Raw genomic sequence first — 13,232 nt, 5'->3', positions numbered from 1 at the left:
CCCCGGTCGGTCCCCGAGGCGGCGGCCGCCCCCGTCGCGGCCGAGGCCGCGGCCCCCAAGTCGACCGAGGGATGGGTGCCGATCAAGCACAGCTCGGGCGAGCCCAGGCTCGACCCCATGGACGTCGGCCTGAACGACGATCTCGACCCGCGCTCCGGCTCGTCGGCGGATCCGCTGCGTGACGACGCCCGCATCGACGTCGGCGATCCCGTGCGGTTCGTCTCCGGCGGGGCCAAGGCGGCGGCCGCCGCGGCGGCCACGGCCGCGACGGCGACCGCGGCCTCGGTCGCGAAGCGCGACGAGGGCAAGATGGACACGGTGCTGCACAAGGTGCAGCCCGGCGAGAACTTCTGGACGATCTCGCGGACCCATTACGCCTCCGGCCGCTACTACCGGGCGCTCGGCAAGGCCAACGCCGACCAGTTCCAGCGGCTGGAGGACCTGTACGTCGGGGCCGTCGTCCGCATCCCGCCCCCCGAGGATCTGGACCCCGCGTTCATCGACCCCCCGGGCGGCCGCTCGGCCCGCAACCGCGACCCGAGCCAGCCCGAGACGCCCGCGGTCAAGACGGCCGCGCCCGCCGGCGCGACTCCGGTCCGCCGCTCCAGCCGCCCCGAGGGCGAGCTGAACCTGCCCGTCTCCGACCCCTCGACCGAACGGGCGGCCGATCGCGACGACCGCCGCCGGACGTCGCCGCGCGACGAGCTCGACGAGCCCGCGCCGGCCCCCCGTCGGGCCAAGGCTCCCGTCCACAAGGTCCGGCCCCACGAGACGCTCCGCTCCATCGCCCGCGACCGCCTGGGCGACTCGCGGCGAGCCCGCGAGATCCTCGACCTCAACCGCGACGCCGTCGACGATCCCGCCCACCTGGTCGTCGGCCAGATCCTGGACCTCCCCGACGACGCCGAGTGAGCCCTCCCCCATCGGGTCCGAAATCGGGTTCGTGCGCCCCGGGAGACCAACGAAGCCGATCGACTTATCCTATTTACACGTGATCCGTTAGGCAGAGAAAACGGCCCCAGGACTTGGCTTCGTACGTCGTTTTTCGCGTAATAAATCGGGGAATCGCCTGCGCCGCGATGACAGTGGAGCGGGCTTACTCAAGGCCGCGCCTTCAAGAAAGCATGCGCCACGATCGCGGAATAGAGATTGCGATCGCGGGGAAATGACGGCCGTGACGCGGCCCGCGCCCAGGAAATCCGATCGCGTCGGAGAGGCGGGGCTTCAAACGCCGGCGAAGGCCGCCTCGTAGCGGCCCAGCAGGGCTCCGACGGCCTCGTCGGCGGCCTTGGCGGTCGTGCCGCCGCCCTGGTTGGTGGCGACGAGGACGGCGAAGTCTCGCGCGGGGGCGAGCCAGACGTTGGCGTACCACATGGTGTTGCTCCCGGCGTGGTTCAGCGCCCGGCCCCCGGCCCACGGCCGGTCGAAGACCAGCCAGCCGCCGGCGTAGTCCGAGCCCGGCGGCGGGGTGTGCAGGTCGCGATAGGTCGCGGGGAGCAGCAGTTTGGCCCCCTCGCGCTCGCCGCGGAGGTGGGCGACGGCGAACTTCGCCCAGTCGACGATCGAGCAGTGCACCGTCCCCGCCGGGCCCATGACCTCGGGGTTGTCGTGGCGGACCGCCCGCAGCCTCCCGCGCACGATCTCGTGGCCGTACGGCTGCACGTCGCGCGAGGAGTCGTCGCCGCCCGGCGGCCCGAAGCCGGCGGAATACATGTAGAGCGGCTCGAAGACCCGCGCCCGCATCAGGTCTTCCCACGTCGCGCCCGTGACGTGCTCGGCCATCAGCCCCGCGAGCACGTAGCCGACGTTCGAATAGGCGTAGGTCCGCCCGGGCCGCGTTTTGGGGGCGACGGAGCACATGTCGACGAGCGCGGCGTATCGCTTCTCGGTCGGGTTGCGGCCGGGCAGGTCCCACCACGCGGCGTCGTGCGGGAGGCCCGCGCGATGGGTCAGCAGGTGCGAGAGCGTCGCCTCGCGGAAATCCGGGTGCAGTCGGTCGGCGTACTCGGGGAAGACCTGCGCGAGCGTGCTCGACGCCCCCAGCAGCCCCTCTTCGAACAAGGTGCCGACGAGCGTCGCCGTCATCGCCTTGGTGCATGAGCCGACGTGGATCTGATCGCCCACGCGGATCGGGTCGTCCTCGCCGACCTTGCGCACGCCCGTCGCGGCGATCGAGACGACCGCGGGGCCCTTGGCGATCGCGCCGACGAGGCCGGGGAGCTTGTGCCGGGCCCGGATCGCTTCGAGGAGAGCCTGCGCCTGGGCGTCGATGGGCGGGCGGGACTCCCAGGGCTCCAGCACCGGCCGCAGGGCATTCCGCTCGGGGTTCGGGACGACGGGCCGGCGGACCGTCCGTCGCGCGCCCGCCCCGGTCGCGGACGGCTCCTGGGCCGACGAACCCACGCCCCACGTCCCGGCGAAGGCCGCCGCGCCGCCGCCCACCACCGACCTGAGCCAATCGCGCCGACGGGTCATGACGCCCCCTCCTGTCCGGCCGCACTCCTGCGCACGCATCGGCCGCATCGACGCCGAATCCATCGAGCATAGATCCGGAACGACCGGCTCGCAACCGGCCGGCCCGCGGATTTCGCTTGAACCGGCCCCGTGGCGCGGGTCCGATAAACTGGATGACGCGACGCGCCTTCTTTCCGCGCCGATTCCGGGCTCGGCCGTCCGTCGAAGGTCGCTGATATCCAGATAGGCTCGTAAGACGCGCCGTCGCGCGGGCACGTCGACGTCTCCGCTCGCACGCTCCAGGGTTTGTCCCGCCGTCTCCGATTCCGGGGGCGGATGCCACGATCGCCTCGATTTTGATGGAGGGTCCCGTGGATCGCTTCGTCGCGCTCGAGAGGTTGCCGGACGGGTTCGCGGTCCCCGCGGAGTACGCCGACCGGCTGTCGTTCGACCCGGCCGCGCGCCGGCTCCGCTTTCGCGGTTATATGAGCAAGACCGATTTCGACCGCCTGTGCGGCCTGACGTCGGACTGGGCCTTCCGCCGCAAGCTGGAGGAATTGTTCCGGCTCTGCGACTACAATGGCGGGCCGGCATCGGCCGGGAGGGGCGGGCTGTTCGCCTCGCTCAGGAAACGTTTCGCGCCCGGTTGAGGTCGGCCGGGACGGCGGCGGCCCGTCCCGCGGCGATACCGATCGGAGACGACCCATGGGAACGACGTCGGCCCGCCTGCGGTCGGCCGCGGGGATCCTCCTGGCGCTCGCGACGACCGCGGCCCCGGCGCAGGACCTGGAGCGGCTCAAGTTCAACAACCCCGGCCTCGTCGTCGACCTGGGCGTGGGGCTCTGGGCCTGGCCGCTGCCGATGGACTTCGACGGCGACGGCGACCTCGACCTGGTCGTCGACTGCCCCGACAAGCCGTACAACGGCGTCTACTTCTTCGAGAACGCGACCGGGCCGACCTCGAAGGTCAAGTGGCCGGTCTTCAAGCCGGGCCGGCGCATCAGCAAAGGGCTGCAGAACGTCCAGGTGAGCCACGTCGACGGCCGCCCGCGGGTCCTCTCGCCGGGCATGGAGCATCCCGACTTCCTCAAGTCGGGCCTGGAGCGCGGGGAGAAGCTCGACCTGCCGGCGAACGTCCACCCCAACAAGGTCCGCGGCAACTTCTGGCGGTACGTCGACTACGACGGCGACGGCCGGCTCGACGTCGTCGTCGGCGCCGACGACTGGACGGACTACGGCTGGGACGACGGCTACGACGCCTCGGGCAGGTGGACGCGCGGGCCGCTGCGCGGCCTCGTCTACGTCGCACGCAACGTCGGCGAGAGCGACAAACCGAAATATGACGACCCGTTCAGGATCATGATCGGCGACAAGGCCCTGGAAGTCTTCGGCTGGCCCTCGCCGAACTTCGGCGACTTCGACGGCGACGGCGACCTGGACCTCCTCTGCGGCGAGTTCCTCGACGGCTTCACCTACTTCGAGAACGTCGGCACGCGGACGAAGCCCGACTACGCGCCGGGGCGCCGACTCGCGGGGCCCGACGGCGCGCCGCTGGTCATGGACCTGGAGATGATCACGCCGACGGCGATCGACTGGGACCTCGACGGCGACCTCGACCTGATCGTCGGCGACGAGGACGGCCGGGTGGCGCTCGTCGAGAACGCCGGATCGGTGGGCCCCGCACGCACGCCGCGGTTCCTCGCCCCGGTCTACTTCCGCCAGGAGGCCGACGACGTCAAGTTCGGCGCGCTCGCCACGCCCTTCGGGTTCGACTGGGACGGCGACGGCGACTTCGACGTCGTCTCGGGGAACACGGCGGGCTATATCGGCTTCGTCGAGAACCTGAGCGGGCCGGGCGTCGCCAGGCCCCGATGGGCCGCGCCCCGGCTGCTGGAGGCCGACGGCCGGACGATCCGGATCACGGCCGGCCCCAACGGCAGCATCCAGGGCCCCTGCGAGGCCAAGTGGGGCTACACGACCCTGAGCCTCGCCGACTGGGACGGCGACGCCCTGCCCGACCTGCTCGTCAACTCGATCCTGGGCCGCGTCCACTGGTACAAAAACGTCGGCACGCGGACGGTGCCGAAGCTCGCGGCGGCGCGGCCGATCGAGGTCGCCTGGACGGCCGAGCATCCCCAGCCGCACCTCGCCTGGGGCTGGCTGCGGCCCGAAGGGGACGCCCTGCTGACCCAGTGGCGGACCACGCCCGTCGCCGTCGACTGGAACCGCGACGGCCTCGTCGACCTGGTGATGCTCGACCAGGACGGCTATCTCGCGTTCTTCGAACGCGCCCGCCGCGGCGATTCGCTCGTCCTGCTGCCGCCCCGGCGGGCCTTCCTGAGCGAGTCGGGCGAGCCCTTGCGGCTGAATGCGAAGGCCGCCGGCGGCAGCGGCCGGCGTAAAATCTGCGTCGTCGACTGGGACCGCGACGGCAAGCTCGACCTGCTGCTCAACGCCGCCAACGCCCTTTTCTACCGCCAGGAGGGCTCGCGCGACGGCGGCTGGACGTTCCGCAACGCGGGACTGCTGTCGAACCGGAACATCGAAGGCCACGACGTGAGCCCGACGGTCGTCGACTTCGACGCCGACGGCGTCCCCGACTTCCTGGGCGGCGCCGAGGACGGCCGGTTCTACGTCCTGCGCAACCCGACGTCCGTCGGCCAGGCCGCCACTCCGGCCGTCGAGCACGACCCCGCGCACGACGTCCGCGAGGTGCTGACCCGCCAGGAAGCCGCCTGGAACGCCGGCGACCTCGACGGCTTCCTGACGACCTACTGGGACTCGCCCGACCTCGTCTTCCAGTCCGGCGGGACGAAGACCGTCGGCTTCCGGCCGACCCGCGACCGCTACCACGCGCGCTACAAGGCCGAGGGCCGCGCGATGGGTAAGCTCGACTTCTCAGGCCTCGAAGTCGAGACCCTCGGCCCCGACGCCGCGATGGCGCGCGGCGGCTGGCACCTCGTGATGCCCGACGGCGCCGAGCCCCACGGCCTCTTCACGCTGATCCTCCGGCGCTTCCCCGACGGCTGGAAGATCGTCCACGACCACACGTCCGTCGCGGACCCCGAGCCGGCGAAGAAGCCGTGACGCGGCTCGGCCGTCGGGCCGCATTTCCGGCGGCCGCGGAACCAAACCGGGTTTCCCGTGTTCTCCAGGGTAGGAGGCGTCGAAAAACCGCGGCGTCGGCCGACTCTTCTTAAAGGGCGAAAGACATGGCGAACCTGCATCCCTCCAGATCGATCCGCCTCGTCGCGGCGATCGCGACCCTCCTGGCCTCGGCCGCCGTCGCGGCCGGGGACGATCCGAGGCCGGCCCCGCCCACCTTCGCCGAGGACGTGGCGGCGATCGTCTTCGACAACTGCACCTCGTGCCATCGGCCGGGCGAGGGGACGCCGTTCTCGCTCATGAGCTACCGGGACGTGAAGAAGCGCGGGGCGCTCATCCGCGACGTCGCGAAGAGCGGCTACATGCCCCCGTGGCCGCCCGCGAAGGGCTGGGGCCATTTTCAGGACGAGCGCCGGCTGACCGAGGAGCAGGTCGCCCTGATCGACCGCTGGGTGGAATCGGGCATGGCCGAGGGGCCGGCCGAGAAGACGCCCCCCACGCCTCGTTTCCGCGAAGGCGGCTGGGCGCTCGGCGAGCCGGACCTGGTCGTCACGCTCCCCGAGGCGTTCGACGTCCCCGCCGACGGGCCCGACGTGTACCGGATGTTCGTCCTGCCGCTGGAGCAGTCCGAGGACCGCTGGGTCACGGCCGTCGAGATCCGCCCCACGGCGCGGGCGGTGGTCCACCACGCGCTCTACTTCCTCGACTCGACCGGCTCGGCCCGCAAGCTGGACGAGGCCGACCCGGGCCTGGGCTTCGGGCGGATGGGCTTCCCCCGCACTGGCTCGCTCGGCGGCTGGGCCGTGGGGGCCACGCCCCGCCACCTGCCGCAGGGCCTGGCCTTCCCTCTCGCGAAGGGGTCGGACCTGGTCGTGCAGATGCACTTCCACCCCTCGGGCAAGCCGGAACGCGAGCAGACCAGCCTGGGCCTCTACTTCGCCAAGGAGCCGCCCAAGAAGAAGCTCATGGGGGTGCAGGCGCCGATGGCGTTCGGGATCGCGACCGAGCTGGGCGGGCGCGGGATCGAGCCGGGCGACAAGGCGTTCACGATCCGCGGCGAATGGCAGGCCCCCTTCGACGTCGACGTCGTCGCGGTCGGCGGCCATGCGCACTACCTCTGCAAGACGATGAAGGCGGTCGCCGAGCTGCCCGACGGCGGCGAGCGGAAGCTGTTCGCCATCGAAGACTGGGACTTCAACTGGCAGGGACGCTACAACTACGCGGAGCCCGTGCGGCTGCCGAAGGGGACCGTCGTCCGCACCACCCTGGTGTACGACAACTCGAAGGACAACCCCCGCAACCCGTCGAATCCCCCGGTGCACGTGCGCTGGGGCGAGGCCTCGACGGACGAGATGGGGGCGGTCACGCTCGTCTTCGTCGCGGTCGACGAGGCGGACGCCGCCGGCTATCGCGCCCCGACGCTGTTCGGCGGCGGCCGGCCCGGCGGCAACCCGCTCCGGGACATGGATCCCGAGCGGATGGCGACGATCTTCCACGTGCTCGACGCCGACCGCGACGGCAAGCTGCAACGCGACGAGGTGCCCGAGCGGCTCCGCCCCTTCATGGGCCTGCTCGACGCCGACCGCGACGGCGCGCTCAAACTCGACGAGTTCTTGAAAGCTCGCGGCGGCGGCGGGATCCGGGAAGGGCTCCGACGCCTGCTGCCGCCCGGCGACGCCCCCTCGGGGTCCGCGCCGGCGGCGACCGACCCGACGATCAAGGACCTCTCCGGCCGGGGCTGGCGGCCGCTCCGGCCTGCCGAGGGGACGAAGGCGAACGTGCTCTTCTTCGTCGCCCCCGATTGCCCGGTCGCGAACCAGTACGCCCCCGAGATCGGCCGGATCGCCCGCGATTACGCCGGCCGACCCGTGAGCTTCCTGCTCGTCCACGTCGATCCCGACGTGTCGTCGGCGAGGGCCGCGGGTCACGCCCGGGAGCACGCGATCGACCTGCCGATCCTGCTCGACGGCGACCACGTTCTGGTCGGTCGCACCGGCGCGACGACCACCCCCGAGGCCGCGGTGATCGCGGCGGACGGGGCGATCGCCTATCGCGGCCGGATCGACGACCGCTTCGGCAAGCTGGGGCGGCAGCGACCGGAGCCCGGCCGCCGCGACCTTCGCGGTGCGATCGACGCCGTCCTCGAAGGCCGCCCCGTCGCCGAGCCCCGGGTCGAGGCGATCGGCTGCCCGATCGTCGACCTGAAGCGCTGAGGAGGGCCGGGCTCAGGCCCGGCGGGTTACGGCGGCGCGGGCCTGGCGGCCGTTCAGGAAGCGGCGGGCGACGGCGAAGTCGTCGAAGGGGACGACCCGGTCGGCGAAGATCTGGTAGGCGTGGCGGCCCTTGCCGGCGATCAGCACGGCGTCGCCCTCGCGGGCGTCGGACAGGGCCGATTCGATCGCGCGACGGCGGTCGGGCTCGACCTGCACCTTGCCCGGCCGGCGGAAGCCCCCGAGGACGTCGTCGAGCACGCCGTCGGGGTCCTCGGCGCGGGGGTCGCCCAGGGTCAGGACGACGCGGTCGGCGGCGGTCTCGGCGACGTGCGCCAGGGCCCGCCGCGTGGCGCGGTCCTGGCCCCCCTCGGCGCTCAGCACGAGGTGGATGCGGCCGGCGGCCACCGATCGCAGGGCGGTGAGCGCTTGCGAAAGCGGCGTCGCGGTGCGGGCACCGTCGACGCGGACGTCGAAGTCCTGGCCTTCGTCGATCGCCTCCAGATAGCCGGCGACGCCCGCCACGCTCTCCAGCCCGGCCACGACGGCGTCGCGGTCGACGTGCAGCGACCAGGCCAGCGCCGCGGCGGCCAGGGCGTGGCCGACGTGCCGCACGCCGACCAGCCGGAGGTCGACCCACGCGGCGCGGTCGAAGCCCTGGAGCAGGAACCGCGAGCCCGATGCGTCGGAGCGGGCGACGACCGCGGAGACGTCTACCCGGCCCGGCCGTTCGAGGCCGAAGCTCACGCGGCGGGCGTCCAGGTTCAGGCCGCCGAGGATCTCCGAATCCGGGTCGTCGTCGTTGACCACCGCCGCGCCCCCGGGGGCGATCTTGCGGAAGAGCCGGGCCTTCGCCCGCCGCCGCCGCTGGGCGGCCTCGGCCGGGGAGCCGGGGGGCAGGGCCAGGTCGGTCGCCACGGCGGCCTGGAAGGTCACGCCTTCGAGGCAGCGCGAGTCCAGGGCCTCGGCCCCGATCTCGATCACGCCGGCCTCGCACTTCTGCTCGACCATGTACGAGAGGATCGACGCCAGGCCGGGCGCGCCCCCCGGCCACGTCCCGGCCGGCTCGGCGACGCTCGAACCCGCGCCCGGCGGCCTGGCGACGAGGCCGTCGGACCAGCCGTTGCCGCCGACCAGCCCGCAGCGGAGGCCCGCGGCGTCGAGGATCGCCCGGGTCATCAGGCTGACGACCGTCTTGCCGTAGACGCCCGTGACGCCCAGGGTGGCGAGCCGTTCCGACGGGTCGCCGGCCAGCGCCTGGCAGAGCCGCGCGTGGGCCGCCCGGGCGTCGTCGACGACCACCTGGAGCCGGCCCGCTTCGGGGACCTCGCGTTCCACGACGACCCCCGCGGCGCCTCGGTCGAGGGCCTCCCGGACGTAGCCGTGGCCGTCGTAGCGAGCGTCGCGGACCGCGACGAACACCTGGCCGGGGTCGAGGCGGCGGTGGTCCACGGCGCAGCCGGTGACCTCCCAGTCGGGGCATCCCACGAACTTCGCCTCCGGGAGAAGCCTCCTGAGGCTCACCGAGGGGATCCCCCGCTGAGGCAGACGATCGACGAACCAGCGTGCCATGGGCATCGCCTCCTTGCCTTGCCGGCCAGCCCTGTTTCCGTACACCCCCCGCATCCGGCCCGCGGCGTCATCCATTACCGCCCGCGTGCCGGGGCCGACGTCTTCACGCTCGGCCCGCGCCATCATGTCGCACGACGTCTTTCATGCGTCTCGATTCCCCAGATCCTGGATCCGTCCCGGCCCGTTGCGGGCCGCCGTCAACATGGGAGGTGCATCGCCAGCAGGTCGCGGCATTCTTGGCGAACCCCCCGAAAAAGGCAATGCCAAGCCGGGCGGAATGACGATCAAGAGAGGTTGCGCCGGGCTTGCGTCGCCGCCGGCGGGCCCGCTTGCGTCATCGTGCGGCCGAAAAAGGATTCTGATAAAGTCGCCGCCATCTGCGAAGCCGCCCATGCGGCTGCATCCGGGATCGGCCCGCACCTCGATTCAGGAACAACTCGACCCATGATTCGCATCTCGCCGAAACACCGCCTCGCCTCGGACCTCGCCCTGCGCCTCGGGGCGCTGCTCGCTTGCCTACTCGCCGCCGGCGCGACGTCGGCCGCCCCTCCCGACCCGATCGTCGCGCGGCTCGATACGGTCCTGGAGCGGGCCATCGAGGAGAAGCGGATCGTCGGCGCGGTCGTGCTCGCCGCCCGCGACGGCCAGGTCGTCTATCATCGGGCGGTCGGGATGGCGAACCGCGAGGCCGGTCGGCCGATGCGGGAGAACGCGGTCTTCCGGCTGGCGTCCGTGACCAAGCCGATCGTCAGCGCCGCGGCGCTGGCCCTGGTGGACGAGGGACGCCTGAGCCTGGACGACCCGGTGACGAAATGGCTGCCCAGCTTCCGTCCCAGGCTCGCCGACGGCCGCGCGCCGGCGATTACCGTCCGCCATCTGCTGACGCACACCTCGGGGCTCGGCTACGGCTTCGCCGAGCCGGCCGACGGGCCGTATCACCGCGCTGGGGTTTCCGACGGCCTCGACCAGCCCGGCCTGACGCTCGACGAGAACCTGCGGCGACTGGCCTCCGCCCCCCTGCTCTTCGAGCCCGGGACGGCCTGGCGCTACTCGCTGGCGACCGACGTCCTCGGCGCGGTCGTGTCGCGCGCCGGCGGCGACCCGCTGCCGACGCTCGTCGAGCGGACCGTGACGGGCCCCCTGGGGATGAAGGACGCTTCGTTCTTCTACCCGCCCCCGGCGCGGCTGGTCGTCCCTTACGTCGACGGCTCGCCCGAACCTGCGCGGATGGCGGCCGTCCAGGTCGTCCCGTTCGGCGACGGCGCGGGCGTCCGTTTCGAGCCCGGCCGGGCCTTCGATCCGACCTCGTACGCCTCGGGCGGCGGCGGCATGATCGGCACGGCCCGCGACGTCCTGACGCTCCTGGAGGCGATCCGCAAGGGCGGCGGCCCGATCCTCAAGCCCGAGACGGCCCGCGCCATGACGAGCCCCCAGACCGGCGACCTGACCGGCGTGGCGAGCGGCCCCGGATGGGCCTTCGGCTACGGCGTCGCCGTCGTCACCGACCCCGCCGTCGCCCAGACGCCGCTCTCGGCCGGCTCCTACCAGTGGGGCGGCGTCTACGGCCATTACTGGTTCGTCGACCCCGTGCGGAAGCTGACCGTCGTCAGCCTCTCCAACACGGCCCTCGAAGGCATGTGGGGCGGGACGACCAAGGCCATCCGCGAGGCGGCGTGCGAGGCCGCGAATCCCTGATTCGGACGGGTTCGCCCCGGGTATCGGCTAGCTCTTCGGCGATCGCGACGACCACGCACCCGACGAGGTCAAGTTCCTCCACCGGGCCGCCATCGCCACAGGCTGGTTTCGACCGGGTTCGGCGCGGCTCGCATTGCGATGGTTTCGCCAGAGCCGGAAGGGGACGCCGGCGAGAAAGCCGGCGGGCAAGGCCACCACGAAGCCGACGAGGAAGAGGGGCGCAACCCACCCGGGCTTCACCTGGAAGTCGACCCTCGCGGCCTCGACGAGCATGGTCGCCGCCGTGCCGAGGGCCGCTCCCATTACGCTGGCGACGACGTACCGACGGATCGCGAGGTGGACGAGCGCCGACACGAACGCGATCGAGGCGAGGTATTCCGCCATCGTCGGACGCCTCATCTGAGGGCTTCGGGGACGATCGTCGCATGGTCGCCGCGCCGCGATTCTACCGAGCCCGTCCGCCCCGTGAACAGCGCCGCCCCATCAGGCCGGGGAGGTTTCGGCGCCGGCGGCGAGCCGGGTCGAGTCGGCGTTCCGTCGGGCTGGGGCCGTCTCGTCGACCTTCGACTCGCGACGCACCTCGTGCAGGGTCCATCCCAGCGTCAAGACGAGCAGCAGCGCGGGGACGAAGAGGTTCCCGTAGGCCTGGGCGTAGAGCGGGAAGGCGATCGCCGTGGCCGGCAGGAGCAGGATCAGGGCGAGCCAGGCGCGGCCGATGGCGCGGCGGCGGGGATCGGCCGCGGGATGCTCGAAGGCCTCGTTCAACGCGACGGTCGCCGGGTAGATCAGCCAGACGAACGCGTAGTTGAACGACAGGGGCGAGAACATCACGATCAGGAGGGTGACGAGGGCGAACTCGAGCGCGTCGGTCCGGGGCGTCCGCTCGCGGTCGCGAGGCAGCACGGCCAGGGTGAACAGGCCGAGGGCCGCCATGCCGGCCAGCGTCGCCAGCGTCACGGAGCGGAAATCCCACGAGGCGACGTTCACCTTCCAGGCCTTCTTGAGGTCCTCGTCGATGCCCGCGAAGGCGGTCGCCAGCGCGGTCGAGCCCTGCGGCGGGGCGGTCAGCATCGTCTTCAGGTCGAAGGATCCGTCGCGGCGGACGCCGTCGGACTCGCCGACCTTGCGCTCGCGGCGGATCGCGGCGACGCGCTTCGCCAGGACCGCCTCGCCGTCGGCCGGCACGTCGCGCAGCAGGCGGTGCGCCATCGCCATGATCGACTGGTTCTTGTAGCTGAACGACCGGAAGGGCCGCTGCGCGATCCCCTGCTTGTTGTAGGTGAAGAGCATGCCGCCCGCCCAGACCTTGACGTCGCGCACCGCCTGCGGGGGCGTGCGGAAGGCCAGCGGGACGACCAGCAGCCAGGCCGCCAGCGCGACCACGGTCGCCGCCGACGCCCGCCACCGCCGCCGGTAGACGAAGTACCCCAGCGCCAGGATCGGGAACGCCTTGATCGCCGCGCCCGTCGCCACCAGCACCCCCGCCCAACCGTCCCGGCCCTTCTGGAGGCAGAGGAAGGCCGCAAGCAGCAGCATCAGCAGCGTCAGGTTCGGCTGACCGAGCAGGTACGTATTGTGGATCAGGGCGATGATCACGAGCGACGGGACGACGTAGAGGATCGGGTTCCGCATACCCGCGCCGCCGGCCGTCGCCAGCCGGACCGAGAGCAGCACGGCCCCGAGCCACGCCAGGGAATGCGCCAGGACGAGCAGCACGCCCGTCGCGTAGGGGCCGAGGTAGCTGACGTACCCCAGGAGCGCCGCGGCCGACGGCGGATACATGAACGGGAAGAGCCGGTTGGCGTCCGGGTCGGGGTAGATCTCCAGGCCGTCGCGCATGGCGGCGCCGACCTGGTACCAGAGGCTGTAGTCCTTGTTCGGCTCGCCGCGGACTAAGTTGGTCAGGGGCGGGGCCGAGAAGACGACCATCAGGATCGCCGTCAGCCCCAGCAGCCAGGGTCGCCGGCGCTCGGACGCGGGGACCTCGGGGGCCGGCCGCGCGTCGGCGGCGTCGCGACGGATGCGCGGGGCCCTGTTCCAGCCGTCTCCCGAGCCTGGCTCGTCCGGGTGCGCCATGATCCGAGGGGTCTCCCCAAGCGAACGGGCGGACGAGGCCGCCCGGCGCGTCGCCGGGGTCGTCTCATCCTCGAGTCGAAAAGATCCATCCGATGGATCGGCGAATCCTAATCGCCGGCC

The 13,232-nt window shown here is 72.3% G+C and carries 9 protein-coding genes; 5 read left to right on the top strand and 4 right to left on the bottom strand.

Annotated features, from left to right (window positions below; genetic code table 11):
* Positions 1-75 precede the first annotated feature (75 nt).
* Positions 76-912, top strand: a complete 837-nt coding sequence (locus PZE19_RS01785; RefSeq protein WP_277858869.1) for a LysM peptidoglycan-binding domain-containing protein — start codon at positions 76-78, stop codon at positions 910-912.
* Between the two features lie 312 nt (positions 913-1,224).
* On the opposite strand, the gene PZE19_RS01780 is transcribed toward PZE19_RS01785, so the two are convergent.
* Positions 1,225-2,475, bottom strand: a complete 1,251-nt coding sequence (locus PZE19_RS01780) for a serine hydrolase domain-containing protein (protein WP_277858868.1) — start codon at positions 2,473-2,475, stop codon at positions 1,225-1,227.
* Between the two features lie 350 nt (positions 2,476-2,825).
* On the opposite strand from PZE19_RS01780, the gene PZE19_RS01775 reads away from it, so the two are divergent.
* The 3 genes from PZE19_RS01775 to PZE19_RS01765 all read left to right on the top strand — a co-directional run bounded on the left by PZE19_RS01775 (position 2,826) and on the right by PZE19_RS01765 (position 7,772).
* Positions 2,826-3,104 carry a hypothetical protein gene (locus PZE19_RS01775; protein ID WP_277858867.1) on the top strand — a complete coding sequence of 93 codons (279 nt, stop codon included), beginning with the start codon at positions 2,826-2,828 and terminating at the stop codon, positions 3,102-3,104.
* A 55-nt stretch (positions 3,105-3,159) separates the two neighbouring features.
* Positions 3,160-5,541: an FG-GAP-like repeat-containing protein gene (locus PZE19_RS01770; RefSeq protein WP_277858866.1), complete on the top strand. Its 2,382-nt coding sequence runs from the start codon at positions 3,160-3,162 to the stop codon at positions 5,539-5,541.
* A gap of 125 nt (positions 5,542-5,666) precedes the next feature.
* Entirely contained in the window at positions 5,667-7,772 is a 2,106-nt protein-coding gene (locus PZE19_RS01765; protein ID WP_277858865.1) for a redoxin family protein, read from the top strand.
* 12 nt (positions 7,773-7,784) lie between these two features.
* Here the strand turns inward: PZE19_RS01765 and PZE19_RS01760 are convergent, their stop codons facing one another.
* The gene (locus PZE19_RS01760; protein WP_277858864.1) at positions 7,785-9,341 is read right to left on the bottom strand and encodes a Mur ligase family protein; all 1,557 of its coding nucleotides are present in this window, start codon (positions 9,339-9,341) and stop codon (positions 7,785-7,787) included.
* 444 nt (positions 9,342-9,785) lie between these two features.
* Here PZE19_RS01760 and PZE19_RS01755 point away from each other — a divergent pair, with 444 nt between their 5' ends.
* Complete coding sequence (locus PZE19_RS01755; protein ID WP_277858863.1) at positions 9,786-11,036, top strand: serine hydrolase domain-containing protein; 1,251 nt, start codon at positions 9,786-9,788, stop codon at positions 11,034-11,036.
* Between the two features lie 27 nt (positions 11,037-11,063).
* On the opposite strand, the gene PZE19_RS01750 is transcribed toward PZE19_RS01755, so the two are convergent.
* Positions 11,064-11,435 (bottom strand): hypothetical protein, encoded by a 372-nt coding sequence (locus PZE19_RS01750; protein ID WP_277858862.1) that lies wholly within the window; start codon positions 11,433-11,435, stop codon positions 11,064-11,066.
* Between the two features lie 84 nt (positions 11,436-11,519).
* Positions 11,520-13,112, bottom strand: coding sequence for a glycosyltransferase family 87 protein (locus PZE19_RS01745; RefSeq protein ID WP_277858861.1), 1,593 nt, complete (start codon positions 13,110-13,112; stop codon positions 11,520-11,522).
* Between the last annotated feature and the right edge of the window lie 120 nt (positions 13,113-13,232).

The sequence above is a fragment of the Paludisphaera mucosa genome (assembly GCF_029589435.1).
GTDB classification, from domain to species: Bacteria; Planctomycetota; Planctomycetia; order Isosphaerales; family Isosphaeraceae; genus Paludisphaera; species Paludisphaera mucosa.
This window is presented reverse-complemented; position numbering and strand designations above follow the sequence as displayed.